24 protein-coding genes and 1 tRNA gene are annotated in these 24,206 nt (G+C 63.3%); 10 read left to right on the top strand and 15 right to left on the bottom strand.

The features are described from left to right. Positions 1-178: 178 nt before the first annotated feature. From AC0VX3_RS03690 to ampH, 3 genes are all read left to right on the top strand, one after another. Positions 179-1,042: a chromate resistance protein ChrB domain-containing protein gene (locus tag AC0VX3_RS03690; protein WP_475523587.1), complete on the top strand. Its 864-nt coding sequence runs from the start codon at positions 179-181 to the stop codon at positions 1,040-1,042. Continuing rightward, a complete protein-coding gene (gene chrA, locus AC0VX3_RS03695) occupies positions 1,042-2,370 on the top strand; it encodes a chromate efflux transporter (protein ID WP_475523588.1) in 1,329 nt (442 codons plus the stop codon). The genes AC0VX3_RS03690 and chrA overlap by 1 nt, the downstream gene beginning before the upstream one ends. A gap of 250 nt (positions 2,371-2,620) precedes the next feature. Further along, positions 2,621-3,727, top strand: coding sequence for a D-alanyl-D-alanine-carboxypeptidase/endopeptidase AmpH (gene ampH, locus AC0VX3_RS03700; protein WP_475523589.1), 1,107 nt, complete (start codon positions 2,621-2,623; stop codon positions 3,725-3,727). Between the two features lie 144 nt (positions 3,728-3,871). On the opposite strand, the gene AC0VX3_RS03705 is transcribed toward ampH, so the two are convergent. From AC0VX3_RS03705 to tsaD, 14 genes are all read right to left on the bottom strand, one after another. After that, positions 3,872-4,261: a VOC family protein gene (locus tag AC0VX3_RS03705; protein ID WP_475523590.1), complete on the bottom strand. Its 390-nt coding sequence runs from the start codon at positions 4,259-4,261 to the stop codon at positions 3,872-3,874. Positions 4,262-4,268: 7 nt separating this feature from the next. Then, the gene (locus tag AC0VX3_RS03710; RefSeq protein WP_475523591.1) at positions 4,269-4,688 is read right to left on the bottom strand and encodes a hypothetical protein; all 420 of its coding nucleotides are present in this window, start codon (positions 4,686-4,688) and stop codon (positions 4,269-4,271) included. An 80-nt stretch (positions 4,689-4,768) separates the two neighbouring features. After that, positions 4,769-5,881: a 3-isopropylmalate dehydrogenase gene (leuB, locus tag AC0VX3_RS03715; protein WP_475523592.1), complete on the bottom strand. Its 1,113-nt coding sequence runs from the start codon at positions 5,879-5,881 to the stop codon at positions 4,769-4,771. Between the two features lie 170 nt (positions 5,882-6,051). Next, positions 6,052-6,984: an IS481 family transposase gene (locus tag AC0VX3_RS03720; protein ID WP_475523593.1), complete on the bottom strand. Its 933-nt coding sequence runs from the start codon at positions 6,982-6,984 to the stop codon at positions 6,052-6,054. A gap of 82 nt (positions 6,985-7,066) precedes the next feature. Continuing rightward, positions 7,067-7,840 carry a sulfite exporter TauE/SafE family protein gene (locus tag AC0VX3_RS03725; RefSeq protein ID WP_475523594.1) on the bottom strand — a complete coding sequence of 258 codons (774 nt, stop codon included), beginning with the start codon at positions 7,838-7,840 and terminating at the stop codon, positions 7,067-7,069. A gap of 1 nt (position 7,841) precedes the next feature. Then, positions 7,842-8,636: an AlbA family DNA-binding domain-containing protein gene (locus tag AC0VX3_RS03730; RefSeq protein WP_475523595.1), complete on the bottom strand. Its 795-nt coding sequence runs from the start codon at positions 8,634-8,636 to the stop codon at positions 7,842-7,844. 299 nt (positions 8,637-8,935) lie between these two features. Beyond that, complete coding sequence (locus AC0VX3_RS03735; RefSeq protein ID WP_475523596.1) at positions 8,936-10,108, bottom strand: M20 aminoacylase family protein; 1,173 nt, start codon at positions 10,106-10,108, stop codon at positions 8,936-8,938. Between the two features lie 146 nt (positions 10,109-10,254). Further along, on the bottom strand, positions 10,255-10,920 hold the full coding sequence (locus tag AC0VX3_RS03740; RefSeq protein WP_475523597.1) for a class I SAM-dependent methyltransferase: 666 nt from the start codon (positions 10,918-10,920) through the stop codon (positions 10,255-10,257). A 60-nt stretch (positions 10,921-10,980) separates the two neighbouring features. Next, complete coding sequence (locus AC0VX3_RS03745; protein WP_475523598.1) at positions 10,981-11,406, bottom strand: EVE domain-containing protein; 426 nt, start codon at positions 11,404-11,406, stop codon at positions 10,981-10,983. After that, positions 11,407-11,697 carry a YciI family protein gene (locus tag AC0VX3_RS03750; RefSeq protein ID WP_342893742.1) on the bottom strand — a complete coding sequence of 97 codons (291 nt, stop codon included), beginning with the start codon at positions 11,695-11,697 and terminating at the stop codon, positions 11,407-11,409. A gap of 231 nt (positions 11,698-11,928) precedes the next feature. Further along, positions 11,929-12,936, bottom strand: a complete 1,008-nt coding sequence (locus tag AC0VX3_RS03755; RefSeq protein WP_475523599.1) for an NAD(P)H-dependent glycerol-3-phosphate dehydrogenase — start codon at positions 12,934-12,936, stop codon at positions 11,929-11,931. After that, positions 12,923-13,351 carry an NUDIX domain-containing protein gene (locus AC0VX3_RS03760; RefSeq protein ID WP_475523600.1) on the bottom strand — a complete coding sequence of 143 codons (429 nt, stop codon included), beginning with the start codon at positions 13,349-13,351 and terminating at the stop codon, positions 12,923-12,925. Before AC0VX3_RS03760 ends, AC0VX3_RS03755 begins: the two co-directional genes overlap by 14 nt. A 75-nt stretch (positions 13,352-13,426) precedes the next feature. Beyond that, positions 13,427-13,930: an NUDIX hydrolase gene (locus AC0VX3_RS03765; protein ID WP_475523601.1), complete on the bottom strand. Its 504-nt coding sequence runs from the start codon at positions 13,928-13,930 to the stop codon at positions 13,427-13,429. A 104-nt stretch (positions 13,931-14,034) separates the two neighbouring features. Then, a complete protein-coding gene (tsaD, locus tag AC0VX3_RS03770; protein ID WP_475523602.1) occupies positions 14,035-15,141 on the bottom strand; it encodes a tRNA (adenosine(37)-N6)-threonylcarbamoyltransferase complex transferase subunit TsaD in 1,107 nt (368 codons plus the stop codon). 95 nt (positions 15,142-15,236) lie between these two features. Between tsaD and hemC the strand changes: the two genes are divergently transcribed. Together hemC and AC0VX3_RS03780 are read left to right on the top strand one after the other, a co-directional pair. Then, the gene (hemC, locus tag AC0VX3_RS03775) at positions 15,237-16,163 is read left to right on the top strand and encodes a hydroxymethylbilane synthase (RefSeq protein WP_475523603.1); all 927 of its coding nucleotides are present in this window, start codon (positions 15,237-15,239) and stop codon (positions 16,161-16,163) included. 2 nt (positions 16,164-16,165) lie between these two features. Next, on the top strand, positions 16,166-16,882 hold the full coding sequence (locus AC0VX3_RS03780) for a uroporphyrinogen-III synthase (RefSeq protein WP_475523604.1): 717 nt from the start codon (positions 16,166-16,168) through the stop codon (positions 16,880-16,882). Positions 16,883-17,295: 413 nt separating this feature from the next. Here AC0VX3_RS03780 and AC0VX3_RS03785 read toward each other — a convergent pair whose 3' ends face one another. Continuing rightward, positions 17,296-17,565 carry a hypothetical protein gene (locus tag AC0VX3_RS03785; protein ID WP_475523605.1) on the bottom strand — a complete coding sequence of 90 codons (270 nt, stop codon included), beginning with the start codon at positions 17,563-17,565 and terminating at the stop codon, positions 17,296-17,298. Between the two features lie 67 nt (positions 17,566-17,632). On the opposite strand from AC0VX3_RS03785, the gene AC0VX3_RS03790 reads away from it, so the two are divergent. From AC0VX3_RS03790 to AC0VX3_RS03810, 5 genes are all read left to right on the top strand, one after another. Next, on the top strand, positions 17,633-18,997 hold the full coding sequence (locus AC0VX3_RS03790) for a COG4223 family protein (RefSeq protein ID WP_475523606.1): 1,365 nt from the start codon (positions 17,633-17,635) through the stop codon (positions 18,995-18,997). A 78-nt stretch (positions 18,998-19,075) separates the two neighbouring features. Next, the gene (locus AC0VX3_RS03795; protein ID WP_475523607.1) at positions 19,076-21,097 is read left to right on the top strand and encodes a heme biosynthesis HemY N-terminal domain-containing protein; all 2,022 of its coding nucleotides are present in this window, start codon (positions 19,076-19,078) and stop codon (positions 21,095-21,097) included. Positions 21,098-21,269: 172 nt separating this feature from the next. Next, positions 21,270-21,345, top strand: a tRNA-Thr gene (locus AC0VX3_RS03800). 361 nt (positions 21,346-21,706) lie between these two features. Further along, on the top strand, positions 21,707-23,284 hold the full coding sequence (locus AC0VX3_RS03805) for a sensor histidine kinase (RefSeq protein WP_475523608.1): 1,578 nt from the start codon (positions 21,707-21,709) through the stop codon (positions 23,282-23,284). A gap of 36 nt (positions 23,285-23,320) precedes the next feature. Beyond that, positions 23,321-24,139, top strand: a complete 819-nt coding sequence (locus tag AC0VX3_RS03810; protein WP_348143848.1) for a response regulator transcription factor — start codon at positions 23,321-23,323, stop codon at positions 24,137-24,139. Positions 24,140-24,206: the final 67 nt, after the last annotated feature.

The following is a 24,206-nucleotide window of genomic DNA, read 5'->3' on the forward strand; positions in this document are numbered from 1 at the left end:
AGACATCCGCGCGTACGGCCCCCCCCTCAGTTGACACCCCCGCACCGCACCGCTACTCCTTCCCCATGGGGTTCCTGCGAACGCCCCGTGAGGCTCAGGCTCAAGATTCGCGAGCGACATTTGTTTCGGCGCCGGTGGCGGCGGCAAGTGTGTTCGATTGAGGATCAAGGAGCCGAAAATGCCAGCCCCCAATGAAATCACAATTTCCAATCTGCAGCGCCTGATCGGCACGCCGGACTGTCCGGTGATCGTCGATATTTCCATCGATCCGGACTTCGACGAAGACCCGTATTTCATCCCCGGTTCGTTCCGGCACCCGCATACGGACAAGCGCGGGCTTGTCGCGCGGCTGGACGGCCGGGCTTGCGTCATCACCTGCCAGCGCGGGATCAAGCTCAGTCAGGGGCTTGTCGCCTGGCTGCGTACGGAAGGGGTCCCGGCGGAATATCTGTCCGGCGGCATGTATGCGTGGCGGGATACGCCCGGAACCCTGCGCATCCCCGCCGGGTCGATCCCGGAGCCGGTCGATGGCGCGACGCTGTGGGTCACGCGGCACCGTCCGAAAATCGACCGCATCGCCTGTCCGTGGCTGATCCGACGGTTTGTCGACCCCGAGGCCCGGTTTCTGTTCGTGTCTCCTGTCGAGGTGGAAGGCGTGGCGAGCCGCTATGGCGCGACGCCGTTCGACGTCGAGAACGTTCATTTCTCGCACCACGGCGAGTGCTGCACCTTCGATACGATGCTGGAGACCTTCGAGCTCAAGAGCGAAGCTCTGCAGCGTCTGGCGGATGTCATTCGCGCGGCCGACACCAACCGGCACGATCTGTCGCCCCAGGCGGCGGGCCTGCTGGCGGTGTCGGTTGGCCTGTCGCGGCAGTATTCGGACGATGTCAAACAGCTTGACGCCGGCATGACCGTCTATGACGCGCTCTATCGCTGGGCGCGGGACGGGTTCGAGGAAGGCCACGACTGGATACCTTCTTCCGGTTCAGCCTCCACCCCGACCTCCTCATCTGCCACCAAAGCGGAGCCGTGGTCCTGATGACGGCGAATGAAACCGCGAACGGGGACGGCGCGCCGTCCCTTGCCGCCGCGACGCGGGTGTGGGCGCGGATCGGGGTGCTGTCGTTCGGCGGGCCGGCGGCCCAGATCGCCCTGATGCACCGGGAGGTGGTGGAGGACCGCCGCTGGCTCTCCGAGCAGACCTTTTTGAACGCACTGTCGTTCTGCATGCTGCTGCCCGGACCGGAAGCCATGCAGCTGGCGACCTACGCGGGCTGGCGCATGCACGGCACGGTCGGCGGGCTTGTGGCGGGGCTGCTGTTCGTGCTGCCGGGGGCGGCGCTGATGCTGCTGCTGGCCGCGTTCTATGTGACCTTCGGGGCGCTGCCGCTGGTTCAGGCGCTGTTTCTGGGCGTCAAGGCGGCGGTTCTGGTGATCGTGATCGAGGCGCTGTTGCGGATTTCGCGGCGCGCGTTGACGCGTCCGCTGCATACCTGGATCGCGGCAGCGGCCTTCGTGGCGTTGTTTGTTCTTGATGCGCCCTATCCGCTGGTCATTGCGGCTGCCGCCGCAATCGGCCTGATCGAGGGGCAGCTGGCAAGTCGGGTGTCCGACCTCGGGCCGGCGCAGCCGGACGATCCGTCCGGGCAGGGGACGGTCGGTCCCCTGGCCACCGCACGCACGGTCCTGGTCTGGCTGGCGCTGTGGTGGTGCCCGCTGTTGCTGCTGGAACTTCTTTTTCCAGGGCATGTGCTCGGTGAGATCGGCCGGTTCTTTTCCGTTCTGGCGACGGTCACATTCGGCGGCGCCTACGCCGTGCTGGCCTATATGGCGCAGGAGGCGGTCAACGGGTTCGGCTGGCTGAGCGCCGCTGAAATGGCGGATGCGCTGGGTCTGGCCGAGACCACGCCGGGGCCGCTGATCCTGGTCACAGAGTTTGTCGGTTTTCTGGCGGCAGCGCGCGACGGGGCAGGCGGACCGGATCTTGTCATGGGCGCGGCGGGAGCCGCCGTGACCCTGTGGGCAACCTTCGTGCCGTGTTTCCTGTGGGTCTTTGCCGGCGCCCCCTATATCGAGCGGCTTCATGCCATGCCGAGGCTGAAGAGCGCGCTGGATGCAATCACGGCGGCGGTTGTCGGCGTGATCTTGAACCTGTCGATCTGGTTCGCCCTGCAGGTCACGTTTTCGGATGTCGCCCGGCAGGAATTCGGGCCGCTGCGGCCGCTGGTGCCGGATGTGACCACACTGGACTGGCGGGTGCCGGTGCTGACGCTGGTCGCGGGCCTGCTCATGCTGCGCCTGCACAAGGGCATACCGCTCACCCTGGCGGTCTGCGCGCTTCTCGGGCTACTTCTGGCGCAGGTCTGACAGGCGGGCGGTCAGGCACTTGCCTGTCATCGGCCAACAGGTGCCAGGCACGTCTCCCGCAAGCTCCGGGCAAGGCGGATGTGTCAGGAAGTTGCCGGCGGGCAGTGGTTCCCGGCGCCCGGGGACCCTGCGCCCGGGGACCCTGGGGCCGCGGGTTTCAGTTTTTTCTGGCATGGTGCACCGTGCGGGGCTACCGTCTCCGGATCGCAACCACTGGATGCCGATGCATTCGTATTTTTGGGATATGTTCATGAAGTTCAAAGCCTTTACCCTTGCCTTTCTTGTCGCGGCAGCACCGGCTGCGGCCGAAGACGCGCTTCTTCAGGAAGCCATTGAATTCACTGGTCAGATCTTCTACCTCGACACCGGCGTGCCGGGACTGGTGATTGCCGCAGTACGCGATGGCGAAACTGCCTTTTACGGGCTGGGCGAGACCAAAAAGGGCAATGGCAAGACGCCGGACGCGGACACGGCGATCAACGTCGGCTCCATCACCAAGTCGTTCACGGGGCTGACGCTGGCGACCCTTGCCGCCGAGGGCACCGTTGCGCTGACCGACCCGGCCGGCCCGCTGATCGACCTGGTCGACACGCTGCCCGAGCGCGACGGCCACAAGATCCGCCTCGTCGACCTTGCCACCCATGCCGGTGGCCTGAAGCGCGAGTTGCAGGAAGTTCCGGATGTCGAGCGATACAGCGACGCCTCTTTCCAGGCCAACCTGAAGGACGCGGGCTTGCTGTTCACGCCCGGCACCGGGATGCTGTATTCCAATGTCGGTTTCGACCTGCTGGCGATGGCCCTGTCGGGGGCGGCCGACAAGCCGTATGACGCGCTGCTGAAGGAAAAGGTTCTCGATCCGATCGGGCTGACCGCGACAGGGTATGAAAGACCCACCGGCGACACGGTCATGACGGGCTATGACTGGGAAGGCAACGAGATGGTTCCGGGCGCGCAGTTCGCCAACAGATCGGGAGCCTCGCAACTCTACACCACTGCCAACGACATGCTGCGGTATCTTGAATGGAACCTCGACCGGTTCGGCAGCGAGGGCGCGGAAGCCCGGGGGATCAGCCACGCGGCCTGGGCGATGCGTGACGGCATGAACCCGGTCTACGGTCTGGACGAGTCCGGCCACATGAACGCCATGGGTCTCGGCTGGGTCATCATGATGCCGGAGGGCGACAGCCCGCTGATCATCCAAAAGGCGGGCGGCAGCGAAGGGCTGCTGAGCTACGTCGCGTTCGCGCCGAACCGCGGCGTCGGCGTCTTCATCTCCATCAGCCAGTTCAATTTTTCCGCCGGCATGGAAATGGCCAACGTCGCCAACGAACTGATCGCCGTCCTGGCTCCGCGCTGACGGCCCTGTCACCGACGTCCTGAAAATACGGCCGGGCTTTTTTCAAAAAAGCCCGGCCGTGTTGTTTTACCCGTCTTGTTTCCCCCGTCGGCACTGCGCTCCGGTCGGTGCCGCGTCAGATGGAGACCTTGCCGCCGTCCACAGTCAGCGGTGCTCGATGAGGTCCCATTTGTTGCCGAACGGATCGCGGAACACGGCGACCTTGCCGTAAGGCTCCGTGCGGGGAGACTCCAGAAAAGTGACGCCTGCGTCCTGCATTGCTCGGTAATCCCGGTCGAAATCATCCGTGTTCAGGAACAGGAAGACCCGTCCACCCGCCTGGTTGCCGATGGCTGCCTGCTGGTCGTCGCCGGCCGCGCGTGCCAGAAGCAGACGCGTTTGCGTGCTGCCTTTCGGACCAACCAGCACCCAGCGCTTGCCATTCGGAAGAGGCGTATCCTCAATCAGGTCGAAACCGAGGCTTTGCGTGTAGAAGGCGATCGCCCGGTCATAGTCCGGCACGACCAGCGTCACGGCGCCGATGACCTGTTTCATGGATGGCCTACTGCGCTTTCCGGTAGACGGAGATGTTGGTGAAGCTGGCGACGTTGACCAGATGCACGGTCTGGGTCACGGTCAGGGTGCGGCCGTCGTCGGACAGTTCGCGTTCGGCCTTCATCAGGGTCAGTCCGCCCCGGCGCGCCTCGGAAACAAGCTTATCGTCGCCCTGAAAGACGAGGCGCATGGCGTCCACCAGACCGCTTTTGCCCAGCTTGACCTCCGGTCCGTCGGGCATGGCCTCGAACGTGTCGTTGGTGATCTCGCCGTCGGCATCGACCTGGTTCATCGTGAACACGGCCATGCCGAAATTGTCATCGATCTTCAAGGTGGCGCTCTTCGGCGGGTCCCCCTGCTCGAAGTCGCTTTCCTCCGAATCGAGGATCCAGGTGCCGAGAAAAGGCGCGAGTTTGTCTTCGTTCATCTGAGCAACCGCGGTTTGAAAGAAAAAGCCGCCACCGGGATACCCGCTGGCGGCTCGTGGTGCAAACGCTGATGAGGCCGTCAGGCGCCGAGCGCGTCCAGCTCGGCCACGATGGCATCACCCATTGCGGAGGTGGAGATGGTGGCTTCGCCTGCCGCGGCGATGTCCTTGGTGCGCAGACCCTTGCCGAGGGCATTGGCGATCGCCTGGTCCAGCTTGTCGGCCGCAGCGACCTGTTCGAAGGAGTAGCGCAGGGCCATGGCGAAGCTGGCGATCATGGCGATCGGGTTGGCGGCGCCGGTGCCGGCAATGTCCGGTGCGGAGCCGTGGACCGGCTCGTACAGCGCCTTGCGCTTGCCGGTGACGGCATCCGGAGCGCCGAGGGAGGCCGACGGCAGCATGCCGAGCGAGCCGGTCAGCATCGCGGCAACGTCCGACAGCATGTCGCCGAACAGGTTGTCGGTGACGATGACGTCGAACTGCTTGGGCCAGCGGACGAGCTGCATGCCGCCGGCATCGGCCAGCATGTGTTCGAGCTGAACGTCCTGGTAGGCGTTCTTGTGGGTCTGGGTGACGACCTCGTTCCACAGAACACCGGATTTCATCACGTTCCGTTTTTCCATGGACGTGACCTTGTTGTTCCGCGTGCGGGCCAGTTCGAAAGCGACACCGGAGATGCGTTCGATCTCGTAGGTGTCGTAGACCTGGGTGTCGATGCCGCGCTTCTGGCCGTTGCCGAGATCGCGGATTTCCTTCGGTTCGCCGAAATAGACGCCGCCGGTCAGTTCGCGCACGATCAGGATATCGAGACCCTCGATGATATCCTTTTTCAGGGACGAGGCGTCGGCCAGCGCCGGATAGCAGATGGCGGGGCGCAGGTTGGCAAAGAGCTGCATGTCCTTGCGCAGGCGCAGGAGACCGGCTTCCGGGCGTACTTCATAGGCAACGTCATCCCATTTCGGGCCGCCGACGGCGCCGAAAATCACGGCATCCGCCGCCATGGCCTTGGCCATGTCTTCCTCGGAGATCGACTGGCCGTGGGCGTCATAGGCCGAGCCGCCGACAAGGCCTTCATCGGTTTCAAAGGACATGCCGCCCTTGTCATTGAACCAGGCAATGACCTTTTTCACTTCCGGCATGATTTCCGGGCCGATGCCGTCGCCGGGCAGAAGCAGAAGATTTTGAGAAGCCATGGACGTTCCATCCCGCATTGTTTTGAAATTCGTTCCCGCTGGGTTACCGCGTCGGCCCTTGTGTTTCAAGGCCAGGCCAGTTGCGAAGAACTCAAGCGTGGAGAGGTGAAAGGTCAATCCGGCAGGAAACCTGGCCGTCGCGCGCGCTTCGGACTAGGTGTGGTTTCTGATCAGGTTGTTCCGTTGAGGACCTGAACTGGCGTTTTGCCGTTGATGCCCATGTGTGTGCGTTTTGTGTTGTACCAGTCAAGCCACCTCGGCAGGTCGGCCTCCCGTGTCAGCGAGGATCTGAAGGGTATGGCGTAGGCCCATTCCCGCAGCATTGTCTGGATGAAGCGCTCGGCCTTGCCGTTTGTCTTAGGCGTGTAGGGTCGGGTTCGGATATGGCGGATGGAGAGCCTTTCCAGGGTCCTTCGGAATAGTTTCGCGATATAGCCGGAGCCATTGTCGGTCATGACTCGCTGAACCCTGACGCCACGCGCCTTGAACCAGCGCAAGGCGCGGATCAGGAAGCTGGTGGTGGAGCGACGGGTCTCGTCGGGCAGCACCTCGACATAGGCCAGCCGTGTCGCATCATCGATGGCCACATGCAGATAGTCCCAGCCCGCGCCCTGGCTTCGGCCCCGGCGCGAACCGGTGATCCGGTGTCCGACCCGCTCGAAGCGGCCGAGTTTCTTTATGTCCAGATGCAACAGTTCGCCCGGCGTCTCGCGCTGGTAACGTCGCACAGGAGGCTTGGGATCGAGCCTTGCAAGGCGGCAGAGCCCCAGACGGGAAAGCCATCCGGCGACCGTCGATCGGGCCAGCCCCAGTTTTTCCGCGATCTCCGCCGCTGTCAGCCGGTACTCCCGGCGCAAGCGCTCAATGCCGAGCACCTGATGCGGCATCGTCTTGTTGGCGATGGAGCATGGACGGGAGGAGCGGTTATCCAGGCCTGCGGGCCCCAATTGCCGGTAGCGCCTCAGCCACTCCCGCGTTCGCCGCTCGCTCAGGCCGAACTCGGCGGCGACCGTCTTCACAGGCCGTCCCTCATCGATGATACGGCGGATCATCTCCGCTCGACCCAGCGGCGTCGTTCGGGCATTCTTATGCGGGTTGTTCATCCTTGAAACCTTCCGGTGAATGTTTGGTCGCAAACACCTTCAGGCTTTCAATCAGGATGAACAACCTTCTCAGAACTCACAACTAGGCCCCTGGCCAGCTTCGGACAGCCTGCCAGAGCAGGTTCGCCGCCAGGGCGGTCATCACCCATCTGAAGCCGGTCCTAAAGGTCTTTTCCTCCATCCGGCCCAGCAGGCGGCTGCCCGCGAGCGTGCCGAGGAAACCGCTCGCGATCATGAGCACGATCAGGCCTGCCCAGGGCGCGAAGGCGAAGCCGAGCAGGCCGAAGACGACGATCTTGAAGACATGCATGATCAGCGCCGTGACCGCCTGATTGGCAACGAAGCCGTGACGCGGCAGACCCAGCGTGGCAAGAACCGCACCGCCGATCGGGCCGGCGGCGCCGAAGAACATCGACAGAAACGTGGAGGCAAAGCCTGCGCCTGCCATGGCACGTTTGCGCGCCTTGCCGAATTTGGGTGCCTTGCCCCAGACCACCCACAGCACGAACAGGCCGATGCCGGCTTTCAGGATCGCGGCGGGCAGTTCGATCGCGATCGCGCCGCCGATCGCCGCGCCGAAAGCGGCGCCCACGGCAAACCAGAGCGCGATCAGCCAGTCGACGTGTTTCAGTTGCACGACCGCCCGTCCGGCGTTCGAGCCGAGCTGGACAACACCATGAACGGGCACCAGCGCGCCGGCGGGCATGACCGCCGCCATGACCGCGATCAGCGCCACGCCGCCGCCAAGCCCGACGGCGGCCGTCAGGGCGGAGGTGAAGAAACTCGTCAGGATCAGGAAAACTGTCGCTGCCGTGCCGAGCTGATCGGGAAAGGCGAGGCTCAGGATGCTGCTCACGTCACGACCATCTCGTGTTGGCGTAATTGACCGCCTCGCGCACATCGAGCCTGCGGGTGGAATTGCCGCTGCGCAGGTAAAACACCGAGGCCTTGTTTTCCTCCATGTAAACCGCCCGCGGTGCGGGGCTGATGATGATCATGGCGACATCCTTGTCCTCCACCCTGGCAAAGACGGTATGAAGGTAGGGGCACAGGTCGCCGCCGAGGGTCCTGGAGACGATGTCGTTGATGGTGCGCTCGAAGGAATCGAGATCGGGGCTCTTCAGGGTCGCCAGATCGGGATCAAGGCCGAGCGGCCGGCCATCGTCGTCAACGCCGATGAGAAGATGGCCGCCTTCGGCATTGTAGAACCCGGCCAGGGTCTTGGCGACGACCTTCTCCAGGTTCCGGTTGACGCAGTTTTCCTTCAGGTCCCAGCGCAGGGAGGATTTGAATTCGACCCGGTGGGTTTCCCCCTGCTGCATCAGGTCCGGCACGAAGGCGGTCTGCTCCTCGCGCAGGGAGCGATAGGCTTCGGTTGTTCGCATGTAGTTGCGGGTGAAAATGCCGAAGGCAAGGCCGACGATGGCGCCGAGACCCGTGTAGGCGACCGCGACGTTGAGATGCCGGGGCACGATCAGCAGCCACAACCGGGCGGACAGGAACTGATAGAATCCCGGCGTTGCCTCGGGCGCGCGCGCCAGTTCCCACCAGATCACCATCAGGTTCAGGGGATGGATTACCAGGACGCCGACCACGGCGCCCACAAGAACATAGGTCGCCAGAAAGGAGAGTTTGAACGGGGAAAGCGTCATGCAGGAATGTCCAGTGAAAACGCCGGTCGGGACGGGCGTTCTTTCTAGGACAAAATCCCGCCGTCGTCATCCCGCTTGAGCGTAGTGCGAAGAGGGGCCCATGCCGCTTGCGTCTCTCTCCCCCGCAAAGGGGGAGAAGGACACCGAGCGGTCATGCCGAAATTCCGACGAAATGTCCGCTGCCCCGGTTGCGCGTGGAGCAAGTCCTCCATTGACGGAGCAGATCGAGGACCTTCGCGGCCTTGTCGGACCCTGCAGACAACCAGAGTTGGTGACGCAGGAAAAGGTGGTTCTTTCCGTCAGGCTGCCGGGGGGAGGGCGGTTTCGACCAGTTTCACCCAGTAGGAACAGCCGACCGGAATGAGGTCGTCGTTGAAATCGTATGCCGGATGATGCAGGCCGGCACTGTCGCCATTGCCCGCGAAGATGAAGGCGCCGGGCCGTTCCTCAAGCATGTAGGAAAAATCCTCGCCGCCCATCATCGGCTCGATCTCGCGGTCGACCTTGCCTGCGCCGGCAATGCCCTCGGCGATTTCGGCGGCGAAATCCGTCTGCGCATCGTGGTTGGTCGTGACCGGATAACCGCGCCGGAAATCCAGCTCGGCCTTCGCGCCGAAAGCCTCACCGACGGAGCGGACGATGGTTTCCATGCGGGCCTGGGCCAGATCGCGCATGCCCGGGCTGAGGGTCCGCACGGTGCCGCGCAGGGTGACCTCCTGGGGAATGACGTTGAAGGCATTGCCGCCATTGAAGACGGTGACGGAAACCACGACGGAATCGAGCGGGTTGGCATTGCGGCTGGCGATGGTCTGCAGCGCGGAGACGATCTGTGAGCCGACGACGATGGGATCAATGGTCTCGTGCGGCTTGGCGGCATGACCACCCCTGCCGGTCACCGTGATGCGAAACTCGTCGGTCGCGGCCATGATCGGGCCCTTGCGGATGGCGAATTCGCCGACCGGCAGGCCCGGGTAATTGTGCATGCCGTAGACTTCCTCCATCGGCCAGCGGGTCATCAGGCCATCGTCGATCATGGCTTTCGCGCCGGCGCCGCCTTCTTCCGCAGGCTGGAAGATGACAATGACCGTGCCGTCGAAATTGCGGGTTTCGGCAAGATATTTCGCCGCGCCGAGCAGCATGGCGGTATGGCCGTCATGGCCGCAGGCATGCATCTTGCCGGGCACCTTGGAGGCGTAGGGTTTGCCCGTGATTTCCTCGATCGGCAGAGCATCCATGTCCGCGCGCAGGCCGACGGTCCTGCCGGCGCCGCCGTTCCGGCCCTTGATCACGCCGACCACGCCGGTCCTGCCGATGCCCGTGGTGACTTCGTCCAGGCCGAAGCTCTCCAGAAGTTCGGCCACCTTGCCGGCTGTCCGGACGGTTTCGTAGAGAATTTCAGGGTTCTCGTGAAAATCATGGCGCCATGCCGTGATCTCGTCGGCAAGATCGGCAAGGCGGTTGACGATGGGCATGAAGGACTCCTGGAAGCACTGATATCTAGAGCGGCGCTCGCTCAAGGCGTAACCCTATCGCAAGCTGCAAAAAGAGAAAGTGGTGTTGTTGAAAAACTTTGCGGTGCGGCATTCGAGCGCGCAATGGAACCGGGAGATCGTCGGTTTCAGGCTGTTTTCGGGGCCAGCCGATAGACAAACGTTCGTTTGATCTCACTGTCTTCCAGGGCGCCGACCACCGGGACGCTGTAGACCGCCAGCTCGGTCAGGCGGGAGCGCGGCAGATAGGACCGGCCCGGATCGCCGACCAGCACGTCGATGCCGTCCTCGAGCAGCCGATCCAGAAACGCCAGCACCCCGTCGGCCATGTGCTTGTCGTAGAAGACATCGCCGCAAATGACGAGATCCGCCTGCGGCACCGTGCCTCGCGTTATGTCTCCGGTTTCAATGCTGAGCGCAACGTTGTTCAACGCTGCGTTCATGCGCGTGGCGGCTGCCGCGAAGGGGTCGATATCGACCGCATGACAGGAGGCGGCCCCGGCCATCATGGCGGCGATGCCGACCAGGCCCGAGCCGCAGGCAAAATCGACAACGCGTTTGCCCCGCACCAGGTCCGGCGTGTCGAGAAGGTAGCGCGCAAGCCCCTGTCCGCCCGCCCAGGCAAAAGCCCAGAAAGGCGGCGCGAGGCCCAGCGCGCCCAGGTCCTCCTCGGTCTTTTGCCACAGCGCCATGGCTTCATCGGCCACATGCAGCCGGATTTCCTCCGCATGCGGAACGGGCTTTATCCGGGTCTCCCGGCGGATGAAGTCGAAGGGGTCCTTGACGGGCGGCATGCGCTTCACCGGTTGAGCGGGCCGGACGGGCCGCCGGAAGAGGTTTTCAGGCGTGTTTCTTCAGGCCGGGCTTTCCAGGCCGCCCATTTCGCAGACGATCTTCCATTCTTCCGCCGTCACCGGCTGCACGGACAGGCGCATGGAGGTGACCAGGGCCATCTTCTCGAGCCGCGGCTCGGCCTTGACATCGGCCAGCGTCACCGGCTTCGGCAGGTCGCGGACCGCCTTGAAGTCCACGCATTCCCAGCGCAGGTCGTCAATGGTGGTGTCCGGGTGGATCTCGCTGCAGACCTCGACGATGCCGACCACTTCCTTGCCGATGTTGGAATGGTAGAAGAAGGCCTTGTCGCCGATTTCCATGGCGCGCATGTTGTTGCGGGCCTGGTAGTTGCGGATGCCATCCCACTGTTCACCGAGGTCGCCTCTGGCTTTCTGCTGCTCCCAGGACCATTTGTCCGGTTCTGATTTGATCAGCCAGTATTGCACTTATTTCGTCTCCGGATTCTTGATGGCCCAGTTCCACGGTCGGATTTCAACGCTCTCGAACAGACCGGCGCGCGCGTAAGGGTCTTCCTGCGAAATTGCCAGGATCTCGTCGCGATTGCTGGCCTCGATCACCACCAGCGAGCCGGTCATGTTGCCGTCGTCATCCAGAAACGGACCGGCTGCCTTGAGGCTGCCGCCCAGGCCGTTGAGAAACTCCAGATGCGCCGTGCGGTTGTCGAGACGAGTTTGCAGGGCGCCGTGCTTGTCGGTGCAGATCAGGGCATAGAGCATGAAATGAGGCCTTCAGATTGTCGATTCCGGGTCGAACCTAGGGCCGGGGAGAGACAAACTCAATGGGGGTGGACCTGCCGGATCGGTCGGGCGTCCAAAAAGAAGCGCTTCCTGCCGGGAAGACGGAGGCCCTGTTCCGAAAAAGACGCTGCAATTTCCGAGGCGCCCGCCCCGTCTCCGGGGCAGCACAGCGTGTTTCCCGAGGCCGGCGCGGAGGCAGGCGGAAACAATTCACATTCCTTCCGATTCCGCCTTGAGCGGCCGGGCCATGAGGGTGTTGAGCGCGTCGTCGATGGTCTGGTGCTCGTCGATCATCCTTGCGACGGTTTCGCAGATCGGCACCTCGACGTCGTGTTTTTCCGCAAGCTTGACGGCAACACGGGCCGAATAGGCACCTTCGGCGAGTTTCCCGCCGGCGGAAATCAGTTCGGAGGCCATGAAGCCTTCCCCGAGGCGGAGGCCGAAGGAAAAATTGCGTGAGTGACTGGAAGAGCAAGTCAGCACAAGGTCACCGAGGCCGGACAGTCCTGTCAGCGTTTCGCTTTGCGCACCCATGGCCGTGCCGAGGCGGGAGAGTTCCGCGAAGCCCCGCGCGGTGAGGGCGGCCTGCGCACTGGCGCCGAGTTTCCGGCCGGCGACGGCCCCGCAGGCTATCGCCAGCACGTTTTTCAATGCGCCGCCGATCTGCGTGCCGAGGATGTCGATCGAGGCATAGGGACGGAAACTGGGAGACTGCAGCGCCTCGCACAGGCTCAGGGCGGTCTTGGTGGAATTGGCGGCAATGGTGACGGCAGTGGGAAGGCCGCGCGCCACATCGTCGGCAAAGCTCGGCCCGGAAAGCACGCAAGGCTCCACGCCGGGCAGTTCCTCGCTCATGACCTTCGACAACAGCTTGCCGGAGGACTGCTCGATGCCCTTGGCGCACAACAGGACCGGCCCGCGGACCGCGCCCGTCTTCTTGAGGGCGGCCAGAATGGAGCGGGTGGTCTGCGCCGGAGTGACCAGCAGGACGGCATCCGCGTCAGCGGCCTCCGCAAGGGACCCGGTTGCGTTCAGATCCTCGTCGAAGGTGATGCCGGGAAGATACCGCGGGTTCTGCCTGCGGGCACGGATATCGGACACGATCCCGGGATCGCGGGCCCATTGGCGCACGTCCCGCCCGGCACGGGCGGCCGTGAGGGCCAGCGCCGTTCCCCAGGCGCCGCCGCCAATGACGCCGATTGTCTTAATGGCGCCCATCGTTCTGCCTTTCCATCCGCGACCGTAATGTATCAAGTTGCGCTCCAAACTCTTCAAAGAACAAGGTCTTGGGCGGCGCATCGTTGGCGAAAAGATCGACCCAGAACAGGCGGAACCGGATTGGCGGCCCGCCTGAACTCGGCGTCATTTCGAAATGTTCCCATTCCACAGCGGGCTTTTCACGAATATGGCCGTGAAAATGCCGTCGACGATGCAAGCCGGAGAGACTCCCGGGCACATCCTTGATGATGTGATCCTGGTCCGCGAACGATTCGAGCACGATATCCAAGGAAAGTCCTGTTTCTTCGAAAAATTCACGCCGGGCGGCCTGAAGATAGCTTTCGCCCGGGTCCAGCGTGCCTCCGGGAACCTGAATGTCCGGATCGGGATGGTCCGGTTCGACAAATACCAGCAATTCCGGTCCGCAGGTCAGGTAAACATAGGCCTTGTGATAGATTTTCACGCTGAAATCCTTGGGCTGACGAGGTCCTCAGGCGGCTCTGGAGAAGCCGGCCACACGGCCGCGCAGGTCGGTCAGCGGCGCGCCGAAGGCGGCAAAGAAAGTCTCCTCGTCGCGGGCCTTTTCGCCGAACAGGTCAATCCAGAAGAACCGGCAGCGAATCGGATCGCCGCCGGCGCTCGGAAACATCTCGTAATGCTCCCAGGTGTCCCGCGGCCGCTCGGTCAGCCGGACGTGATAATTGCGCCGGATGTGACGGCCCTTCAGCGGCCGGTTCGGCGGCGCGCGGTACTGGCCGACCGGGGGCATGGCCCCGAACGGGATGTCCTGGCTTGAAAAATGGTCGAAGGCCGCGTCGATGACCAGGCCGGTCTCCTCGGCGAACTCGCGCATGGCTCCATGCAGGAAACTCTCGCCCGGATCGATCGTGCCGCCGGGAACCTGAGGGCCGAGATAAGGCGTGTCAGGCTCGTCAAAGACCAGAAGATCCGTGCCGCAGGTCAGGTAGACATAGGCCTTGTAGTAGAGCCGCATCTTCAAAATGTCCCTGTTGAAAAACGCAAGGGCTTCCTAACAGCCCCGGGGGCCGGGCAAAAGGGCAAAGCCGCGACCGGACCGCTTGAACCCGGCAAATGACTTCAAACCTTGGCCCCCTTCTTGCCGGCGCCTAGAACGCCGGCATTGGTGGCGTCGAGGGGCCAGCGCGGGCGTGGCGACAGGGCCATGTCGTCGACCGGGCCCAGTTGCAACCGTTCGATGCCGGCCCAGGCGATCATGGCCGCATTGTCCGTGCACAGGTTCATGGGCGGCGCAATGAACCGGGCTCCGGCCTCGTCGGCTGCAGACTGCAGGCTCCGCCGGATCTCCTGATTGGCGGCAACGCCGCCTGCGACGACGATCGCAGGGTCCGCGCCCGGATGCCGCTGCCGGAAAAGGTCGAGGGCGGAGGCGGTCCGCCTTGCCAGAACATCGGACACGGCCCGCTGGAAGGCGGCGCACAGGTCGGCGACGGTCTGCTCGTCGACCGGTTCCAGTTTCTTGGCCTGGGTCCTGAGGGCGGTTTTCAGACCGGCAAAGGACATGTCGAGGCCGGGCCGGTCGAGCAGCGGGCGCGGCAGCCTGAACCGGGTAACGTCTCCCCGGGCGGCCATCTTCTCCACGTGGGGACCGCCGGGATAGGGCAGGCCTAGCAGCTTCGCGGTCTTGTCGAAGGCTTCGCCGATGGCGTCGTCGATGGTCGTGCCGAGCCGTTCGTAGTCGCCGACGCCACGTACCAGCAGAAACTGGCTGTGGCCGCCGGAGACGAGCAGCAGCAGGAACGGGAAATTCAGGTCGTCGGTGAGCCGGGCGGTCAGCGCATGGCCTTCCAGGTGGTTTACACCGACGATCGGCTTGCCCGCCGCCATGGCGATGGCCTTGGCGGTCATGAAACCGACGATGACGCCGCCGATCAGACCGGGGCCGGCCGTGGCGGCGACCGCGTCGATGTCGTCCCAGGAGCAATCGGCCTCGCGCATGGCCTCGGCAACGATCCGGTCGAGAATTTCAATATGGGCACGGGCGGCGATTTCCGGGACCACGCCGCCGAATTCGGAATGCTCGTCGATCTGGGAGCGGATGGTGTTTGAAAGGATTTTCTTCCGGGCCGGCCCCCGCACGACAGCCGCCGCGGTCTCGTCGCAGCTGGTCTCGATGCCGAGGACCGTCAAATCGGTCGCATTGTCTTTCGAATTGACTGAGGTCATTGGTCTTGCAGTGTTGGCCTGTGCTAGGACACTTCAACGAAGCAAATCAGTTTCCCGGGGTATTTCCGCCGGGCGTAGCATCTGGACGGTAAGCCTTGCAATCAAATCCTTTGCGCATCGGAACGCGCGGCAGTGCCCTGGCATTGGCGCAGGCCAATGAAACCCGTGACCGGCTGATGGCGGCCCACCGGCTTCCCGAAGATGCCTTTGAGATCGTGGTCATCAAGACCTCCGGCGACCGGATCCAGGACAGGCCTCTGTCGGAAGTGGGCGGCAAGGGCCTGTTCACCAAGGAGATCGAGGAAGCGCTGATCGACGGGCGAATAGATCTTGCCGTTCATTCGTCCAAGGACATGCCGACGGTTCTGCCGACCGGTCTGGAACTGACGGCGTTTCTGCCGCGCGAGGACGTGCGCGACGCGTTCCTGTCGCCCAGGGCAAAAACGCTGACGGATCTGCCGCAGGGCGCCGTCGTCGGATCCAGTTCCCTGCGCAGGCAGGCGATGATCAAGCGGCTGAGGCCGGACATCGAAGTCGTGATGTATCGCGGCAATCTGCAGACCCGGCTGCGCAAGCTGGCCGAGGGGGAGGTGGACGCGACCCTTCTGGCGGCCGCGGGCCTGAGACGGCTTGGCCTGGAAGATGAAATCACCAGCCTGCTGGAGGTCGACGAATTTCTGCCGGCGGTCGGTCAGGGAGCGATCTGCATCGAAAGCCGCACGGACGACGACGCCACGCGTGCGATGCTCGCGGCGATCCACGATCTCGAGACCCAGGTCAGGCTCGATGCGGAACGGGCGTTCCTCGCCGTTCTCGACGGGTCCTGCCGGACGCCTATCGGCGGTCTTGCCACGCTCCGGGACGGACTGCTGCAATTCAGGGGCATCGTGCTGAAGCCGGACGGCTCGCAGGCGCATGTGACCTCGGGCAGCGGCGCGCCGGCCAACGCGATCGAGATCGGCATTTCCGCCGGGGAGACCCTGAAGGCGTTGATGGGCCCCGGATTTCTCGCGGGTCATTGACCATGCGTTTTCTGGTGACAAGGCCACAGCCGGACTGCCGGCGCACGGCGGACAGGCTGCGCGCCGCCGGCCATGTCGCCGACGAGGCGCCGCTTCTGGTCACGCGGGAGACCCTGCCCGACCACTTCGACCTTTCGGGCGTCACCGCCCTGGCCGTCTCAAGCCGGCGCACGGTTGCCGTCCTGGAAACCCATCCGCAGATCGGCGCACTGCGGGCGCTGCCGGTCTATACGGTCGGTGATGCGACAGCGGCGGTCTGCCGGAACGCGGGCTTTGCAGACGTCCTCTCCGCGCAAGGCGATGTCGGGGCGCTCGCCGATCTGGTTCTGCGGTCGCAGGCGTCGAACGATGCCGGCGTCGTGCTTTATCCGGCGGCGGCGGACCGGGCCGGCGATCTGGAGGGGAGACTGGCCGCCGGCAATGTGTCCTGCCGCACGGTTTCCGTATACCGGATGGATCCGGCCGGCGCCTTGCCGCCGGATGTTCTGGACCTGCTTTTGAGGGGGGCATGCGACGGCGTGCTGATCTATTCGAAACGAACGGCGGAAACATTGAACGACCTTGTGCGTTTCCATGGTCTGGGACACATTTTTTCCGGATTGCAGGGCTACGCCCTGTCGTCGCAGGCAGCGGCGCCCCTGTCGGGCATATTGCCCTTGAAAACGGCCGCTGCGCCGAATGAAGACGCCTTGTTGGAGCTGGTTTTAACACAGTCTTAACCAGAACCGGGGAGTCGTTCTATTGCAGCGCGCAAAAGTCTTTGATGTCGCGGTACCGCTTCGCAAAGAGGTGTGTATAGTGAAGGTCTTGGAACCGGTTCTGGTTCAGGAGGAGATGAAATGACGACGGACAAGAAACCCTCTGGCGGCGCATCCTCAACGGCCGGAGGCCGGGACGGGACCGGGTCCGGCGGGTCGGACAAGCCGGGCAGCAGCACCGCGTCGTCATCCACCGCGTCCTCCAAACGTCCGGTCACCATCGACCTGACCGCCGACAAGGTCGGTGCCAGACCCGGAACGCCTTCTTCCACCGGCAGCACGTCCAGACCGGGCGGCGTGAGCGGAGCCGCGAGCACGGGCGGCGCCGGGGCGTCTTCCGGTACCGGCACAAGCTCCAGTGCTGGTTCGGGCGCTCATTCGGGCGCAAGTTCTGGTTCCGGACCGACCTCCTCCAGCCAGGGTTCAGCCCGTACTCCGGGATCCTCTCCAGCAGGAGCAGCCGGATCCGCGAGCGGATCCTCACCGACGTCTTCCACTTCTTCAACGTCCGCCGCCGGCAAGGCGAGCGATTCGAAATCGGCTTCTTCCGGAGCCTCTGCAAAAACCGCGACCACCAGCACGGCATCCGCCTCGACCAGCCGGCCGTCGGCACCAGAGAGCGGAGCGTCCGGCGCGTCGCGCACGTCCGCTTCAACGGCCTTCTCCAGTCCGCCCGCAGCCGAAGAGAGCGGCGGGATCGGCGCGTTCGGTGTGCTTGTTGCCGCTGTGATCGGCGGATTCCTGGTGCTGGGCGGCGGCTACGGTCTCTACAAGGCCGGCCTCGTCGACCTGCCGCAGGAACCGGACCAGCAACTCACAAGCGCCCTCGGCGCGGCGGAACGCAAGATTGCGGACCTTGAGGAAAAGCTCGGCGACGTGACGTCGGCCGTGTCCAGCCAGTCCACGAGCGGCGCTGTCTCGGCGCTGGAAAGCAAGGTTTCAGAGCTGGAAAGCTCTTTGTCGGAGGCCACGTCCTCGGCATCGGCGGATCTCGCGCCCGCGGTGGAGGCCCTCAAGACGGATCTTGAAAGCCTGCGCGCGGACATGTCCGCGGGTACAAGCGGCGGCGCTGCCGGCGTACCGGTCGACCTGAAACCGCTGCAGGATCGGCTGACCGCGCTCGAAGATACCGCGAAATCACCAGACCAGGGCCAGCCGCCGGTTGACCTTGCGCCGCTGGAACAACGGCTTTCGGCACTCGAGAAAGACACGGGATCTTCCGCCGCGGCGGCTGAAAAGCTGTCCGGGTCCGTCTCCGGCCTCGAGGCTCAACTGTCCGATTTCAAGACGGCACTTGCCGGCGTCGAAAGCCGCGCCGCGAGCGCGGAGGCGACTGCGAAGGCGGCCCAGGCTGCCGTCTCGACCTCGGACGTCTCGCTGAAGACACTTGCCGACAGCCAGGCGCGGGCGACGGAAACGCTGTCCAGCCTGGCCGCGGACATCAAGTCGGTCGGGGCCGCAAATACGGCCGCGCTGGAAAGCGTCCGCTCCGACCTCGACGCGATCTCCAAGCGTCTGGCCGCGGTCGAGGCAACCATGGGTGACGCCACGGCGCGGGAAGTCGCCGCCAGAGCGCTGTCCGTGTCCGCACTGAAATCCGCCGTCGATTCCGGCCGGGCCTATGAGACCGAACTGGCGGCGGTGAAGGCCGGTCTGCCTGCAGATATCGACCTGTCCGCGCTGGAAGCCCATGCGAAAACCGGCGTGGAACCTGTCTCCGTGCTGATCGCGGGGTTCCCGCCGGTCGGACGCAAGATCTACCAGACCTTTTCCGAACCGGACCGCACGGGCGACGTTCTGGACAGCCTGCTGTCGAGCGCCAGATCGATCGTCAGCGTGCGCGGGCTCGGCGACGATGGGGGAACCGGACCGGACGCCGTGCTGCGCCGCATGGAGACCGCCGTCTCGTCCGGAGACCTGAAGGCCGCGCTGGCTGCCTATCAGGAGCTGCCGGGCGACAGCCAGGCGGTGGCGGCGGACTGGGCCGCGCGCGCGCAGGCCCGTGTGGAAGTCAACGATCTGACCGACAAGGCCTCGCAGGAAGTGCTCAATGCACTGGCGGGCAAAGATAATTGACCGGCGGCCGGATATCCGGCTGACCCGGCATTGCGACATTCAGCCGGTCTTGACCGGTAACTCTCGGGAGCGAGCTACATGATCCGCGTCCTTCTCTTTATCGCGCTTTTGTTTGCCGTCGCGCTTGGTTTTGCCTGGCTCACGGACCTGCCGGGCACGATTTCCGTCGAGTGGGCCAGTCCCGATCCGAACACGGTGCCGATCTCCTGGGAGCAGACGCCGGGCGTTGCCGCGGTGGTCGTGGGCATACTGCTGGCGATTTTCCTCGCGGTGGTCTGGGTGATCCGGGTCATCCTGAAGTCGCCGCATATCGCCAGCCGGTTTTTCCGCCGCCGCCGTCAGGACAAGGGCTATGCGGCTTTGTCCCAGGGCCTGATCGCATTGGGAACCGGCAATGCCAAACTGGCGCGCCGTCATGCCGTGGACGCGGACCGTCTGCTTGAAGAGGAGCCGGCGGCAAAGTTGCTGCTTGCGCAGACCGCCCAGCTTGCGGGCAAGGACGACGAGGCCCGCCAACGGTTCGAAGCCATGCTGGAGGATCCCGCGACCAAGGCGCTGGGGCTTCATGGCCTGTTTGTCGAGGCGGAGCGGCACAAGGAGCCTGTGGCCGCCCGTCATTATGCCGAAGAGGCCGCCAAGACCGCACCGGGGCTGGAATGGGCCGGCAAGGCCGTGCTCGGCTATCAGGCCGTTGCCCATCACTGGGACGAGGCGCTCAAGTCGCTGGAACGCAATTACGCGGCCAAGCTGATCGACAAGAAAACCTACCGGCGCCAGCGCGCTGTCATCCTGACGGCTCTTGCGGCCAAACTGGAGGACGGCGAGCCGGAACGGGCCTATTCGCTGGCCAAGGAAGCGCACGGGCTGGCGCTCGATCTGGTTCCGGCCGCAGTGCTGACGTCGCGGCTTGCGACCCGCCGGGGCGATATCCGCAAGGCCTCCAAGGTTCTGGAGGCCACCTGGCGCCTGTTTCCACATCCGGATCTGGCCGAGACCTATGCGCATGTGCGCACGGGAGACTCCGCCGTCGACCGCCTGAAGCGCGTCAAGTCGCTGTCCGCCCAGCGGGCGAACACGCCGGAAGGGGCCCTGGCGGTCGCCAGGGCCGCGCTGGAAGCACGTGAATTCGAGGAAGCGCGCGCGCAGCTCAAAAAGGTGCTGCAGTCCGAGCCCACCCGGAAGGCGTTTCTGCTGATGGCCGAGCTTGAGGAAGCCGAGCACGGCGACCGGGGCAGGATGCGCGACTGGCTGGCCCGCGCGGTTTCGGCCCAGATGGACAAGGTCTGGATGGTGGACGGTGTCATCTCCGCCGATTGGCAGGCGGTCTCGCCCGTGACCGGCAAACTGGATGCGTTCCGTTGGCTCACACCGGAAAGCCTGCCGGAAGACGATGGTGTCATTCTGGAAGACAGTCTGTTCGAGGCTCCGGCACTGCCCGTCATCGGTCAGTCTTCTGCCGCGCAAACCCGACCGGAAGAGCCGGGACCTGACACGGGCAAGGGCGACGCGGAAACGGTTGTCCTCGAAGCGGAGCCGATTGACACGGGGACTTCAAAGCCGTCCGCGTCAGCGGTGCAGCCCGGAAAGCAGGGCTATGAGGGCACGACGGACGATGTCCGGCTCAGTCCGCCGCTGAAGGATCTGCCGGACGCCGCGTCGGAAGCGGACACCGCAGCCAGGCTGAAAACGGCACCTGAAGCCGGGCCTGAAGCTGGGCCTGAATCTGGGTCGCAATCCGCGACCGGCGCTGCTGCGCAGACCGCCGGTGAGGCTCCTGCCGCAGCCAGCAAAACGGACGACGGGGCAGGCAAGACGGATGCGAAACCGTCCGGGCCCGGCCCTGCGGGCACTGGAGCCGCAAAAGACAAGCAGGCGAGCGCACCACAGCCTGTCGCCGTGAAAGACGACGCGCAGGCGGCGGAAGGATCCGTCAAGGCAGGCGCGGGCGAACAGGCGTCGGCTTCTCCGGCCGGCGGCGACAAGGACAATCTGAACCGGCCGATCGAGTTTCCGCTGTCGCGCATGCCGGACGATCCGGGGCCGGATGACGACGAGACGGACAGCGCGGCCAAAACGACCCGGCCGCGGTTCTTCAACTGATCCGGCGCACGGCCGGATTTTTCCGGGGGGGCGCCGGAGAAGCTGTGATCTTCCGCCGGGAAGCATCACTCCGCGCTTGCATCTGACCGCAAGCTCCGGTAATTAGCGGCGCATTCGGCCTTTGCCGGATCTTCGCGCCACATCGCGCGTCGCCTGACGTTGGTCAGACATCGCCGCTTTAGCTCAGGTGGTAGAGCACATCATTCGTAATGATGGGGTCGCAGGTTCGAGTCCTGCAAGCGGCACCACTTCCCGATTTTTTCAGGTCCCAAATTCTCCTGTTCCGGCATTGTCCAGTTCCGGCCATCGGCCCGATTGAAGACGTTGGCACCGGTTTGCGGGGCGGCAGCGCGAGGGCGCCGCCGGGCACGCACGTGTGGGTGGTCGGCCCCTTTTTGCAAAAGTATAAAATTGGCAATTTAAGTATAATTGTAATTACTGCGTATATTTTTTCATCACGTGAATTTAGTTTTAAGTTTTTGTTATTGTAAGAAGTGCGAATATTTGTAGAAATTATTGCAAGTTTATGCCGTATGTTACAGGTTTTTACCCTTTGTTATTTTCGTGGAGACAGATTTCCTGACGGGAAGAGGAAACGAACGTGGCGCCATGAGCAAACCGAAGCATTTCATTTACAGCGATTTCGATCCGGGTGTGTTGCTCGATGCCCTGTCCTCGTCGATCCACCAGGGATTTTCAGTCATGGACCGGAATCTCGATCTGGTGATGATGAACCACACCGCAATGGCGCTCTTGCAGCTTCCGATCGATCTGCTGCAAAAGGACAGAAGCCTGAGAGGTGTCTTCCGGTACAACGCGGAGCGCGGCGACTACGGGCCGGGTGACATCGAAAAACTGGTGCGTGTCCGGATCGATCTGGCGAAAATGTTCGTGCCGCATGATTTCGTCCGCACGCGGCCGGACGGAACCGTCATTCGCGTCCAGGGCACGCCCATGAAAAACGGCGGGTTCATAACGCTCTATACCGACATAACCGCCGAGCATCAGCAGGAAAACGCGTTGAAGGAGATGCGGGACCAGCTTGAGACATCCCTGGGAGAGCGAACCCGCGAACTGGTGGTTCATCAGGACATGCTTCTGAGTTCAATCAACGCGATCAAGGACGGGCTGATAATTTCCGACGCGGACGGGAAAGTGGTTCTGGCCAACAACAAGATGTTCGAGATCTATCCGCAGTTGCCGGCCTTTCTGGTGCGCAAGGTTCATCTGAGCGACGTGATCCGTTCTGTCTTTCCGGACGAACCGGACAGGACGCTCGACGACCTGTCGCATGCGGCCATGTGGGGAGAACGGAAGTACCCGAACGGCTGCTGGTACAAGATCACCAGAACCAGGACCGACGAAGGCGGAATGCTTTCCGTCTATACGGACATCACGACCTACAAGGAGCAGCATTCCGTTCTCCAGAGCCACACGGACGAGCTTGTCCGGCACCTCAGGAAGGAAAAAGAACTGAACGAGATGCAGCGTGAGTTCGTGTCCATGGCATCTCACGAGTTCAGGACACCCCTTGCAATCATCGACAGCAACGCGCAGCGGTTGCTGAGACGGATCGACAAGGTGGTGCCGGAGACGCTGAAGGAGCGGCTCGGCAATATCCGCGAGTCCGTCGAGCGGATGCAGTATCTGATCGACCGTTTCCTCAATTTTTCGCAAACCCAGTCGATCGGAATGGAAATCGAGCGGGAGCAGGTTGACCTCGGCAAGCTCGTCCAGTCCGTCTGCGACCGGTATCAGGCGATCACCAGAACGCACAGCATTGCGGTCGACGTGACGTTCTTGCCTGACACCATCGATCTCGACAAGAAACTGATCGAACAGAGCGTCTCCAACCTGCTTTCCAATGCGGTCAAATACTCCCATGAGAACTCGACGGTTTACGTGACGGGTTCCGAAGCCGGCGGCCAGGTGCTGCTGTCCGTCAGGGATGAAGGTGTGGGCATCCCTGCGGAGGAACTTCCGAACATCTTCAAGCGTTATTTCCGTGCCTCCACCTCGAGCGGCATCGCCGGAACCGGAATAGGTCTCAACATGACGCAGATGATTTTGCAAAAACACGGTGGAAAAATTCATGTCGAAAGTCAGGTTGGCCAGGGCACGACAATAACGATGTCTCTGCCCGTCATCGATCAGCAGGGTTGCCGTAGAGCTGCGCGCGCCGGTTGAACAGAAGCCAACATTCACAGCATGGGTGAACAGAACATGTCCGAGAAAGCCAGAATCCTGTGTGTCGAAGATGAAGACATGCTCCTTCAGGATCTGAAGGAAGAGCTTGAGGACGAGAATTACGAAGTGTTGACCGCGAAAGACGGACAGGCGGCCCTTGCGATTCTCAAGGAGGAAAAACCCGACCTGATCATCAGCGACATGATGATGCCGAAGCTGGACGGTCCCGGTCTGCTGACGCATCTGCGTCAGAACCGGCCGAGCCTCAACGACGTGCCGTTTATCTTTCTGACCGCGAAAGCAACCCGTGACGACCTTGTCGCGGGCAAGAGGCTCGGCGTGGACGACTATCTCACCAAGCCGGTCGACTACGACCTGCTTCTCGCGACGGTGGAAGCGAGTCTGGGGCAGGTGACCCGGGTGAAAAAACAGAACCAGATGAAGTTCCGGCGCATCTACAACGCAATTCAGAAGCAGAGAGCGACGACCGAGGATCTCAAGATCTCCTTTGTCGCCCAGAATCCGGCCTCCGTGCAGCCGATCCTGAACGCGCTCAAGGATCTGGGATGCGCCGTTTCCATCATCACGGAAAATCAGCTGGTCAAGAAAAGCTTTTCTGTCGGGGATTCCGACATACTGTTTATCGTGTACAGCAAGGTTGTGCATTACTATTTGAAATATGTGACGGAGGACATCAGCAAAGACTGGAAGGGTCTCTCCGTACTGCTGGCGCCCCCCAAGCTTTCGCAGGAACAACGCGAGAGCATCAGGGATGCCGGCATCAGCAACATGATTGAATATCCGTATCCGCCGATCGAGGTTTTCAAGCTTCTGATGCGGAAAATGAAGGCCTGACAGGGGCCTGTGTTCGGCGCGAAGTCCGTCTGCTGCGCCTGAAGCCGGGGCGCCGCCGACCGGGGTA

The organism is Roseibium sp. QJM3NY_11, assembly GCF_056173175.1.

Excerpts from the sequence above, each read along its gene's own strand:
- AC0VX3_RS03710 (WP_475523591.1), bottom strand. The coding sequence starts at position 4,688 with ATGAACGAAGACAAACTCGCGCCTTTTCTCGGCACCTGGATCCTCGAT.
- AC0VX3_RS03810 (WP_348143848.1), top strand. The coding sequence starts at position 23,321 with ATGTCCGAGAAAGCCAGAATCCTGTGTGTCGAAGATGAAGACATGCTC.
- AC0VX3_RS03795 (WP_475523607.1), top strand. The coding sequence starts at position 19,076 with ATGATCCGCGTCCTTCTCTTTATCGCGCTTTTGTTTGCCGTCGCGCTT.
- AC0VX3_RS03720 (WP_475523593.1), bottom strand. The coding sequence starts at position 6,984 with ATGAACAACCCGCATAAGAATGCCCGAACGACGCCGCTGGGTCGAGCG.
- AC0VX3_RS03750 (WP_342893742.1), bottom strand. The coding sequence starts at position 11,697 with ATGCTCTATGCCCTGATCTGCACCGACAAGCACGGCGCCCTGCAAACT.
- ampH (WP_475523589.1), top strand. The coding sequence starts at position 2,621 with ATGAAGTTCAAAGCCTTTACCCTTGCCTTTCTTGTCGCGGCAGCACCG.
- AC0VX3_RS03755 (WP_475523599.1), bottom strand. The coding sequence starts at position 12,936 with ATGGGCGCCATTAAGACAATCGGCGTCATTGGCGGCGGCGCCTGGGGA.
- tsaD (WP_475523602.1), bottom strand. The coding sequence starts at position 15,141 with ATGACCTCAGTCAATTCGAAAGACAATGCGACCGATTTGACGGTCCTC.
- leuB (WP_475523592.1), bottom strand. The coding sequence starts at position 5,881 with ATGGCTTCTCAAAATCTTCTGCTTCTGCCCGGCGACGGCATCGGCCCG.
- AC0VX3_RS03730 (WP_475523595.1), bottom strand. The coding sequence starts at position 8,636 with ATGACGCTTTCCCCGTTCAAACTCTCCTTTCTGGCGACCTATGTTCTT.
- AC0VX3_RS03780 (WP_475523604.1), top strand. The coding sequence starts at position 16,166 with ATGCGTTTTCTGGTGACAAGGCCACAGCCGGACTGCCGGCGCACGGCG.
- chrA (WP_475523588.1), top strand. The coding sequence starts at position 1,042 with ATGACGGCGAATGAAACCGCGAACGGGGACGGCGCGCCGTCCCTTGCC.
- AC0VX3_RS03735 (WP_475523596.1), bottom strand. The coding sequence starts at position 10,108 with ATGCCCATCGTCAACCGCCTTGCCGATCTTGCCGACGAGATCACGGCA.
- AC0VX3_RS03765 (WP_475523601.1), bottom strand. The coding sequence starts at position 13,930 with ATGCGGCTCTACTACAAGGCCTATGTCTACCTGACCTGCGGCACGGAT.
- AC0VX3_RS03740 (WP_475523597.1), bottom strand. The coding sequence starts at position 10,920 with ATGCCGCCCGTCAAGGACCCCTTCGACTTCATCCGCCGGGAGACCCGG.
- AC0VX3_RS03805 (WP_475523608.1), top strand. The coding sequence starts at position 21,707 with ATGAGCAAACCGAAGCATTTCATTTACAGCGATTTCGATCCGGGTGTG.
- AC0VX3_RS03705 (WP_475523590.1), bottom strand. The coding sequence starts at position 4,261 with ATGAAACAGGTCATCGGCGCCGTGACGCTGGTCGTGCCGGACTATGAC.
- AC0VX3_RS03690 (WP_475523587.1), top strand. The coding sequence starts at position 179 with ATGCCAGCCCCCAATGAAATCACAATTTCCAATCTGCAGCGCCTGATC.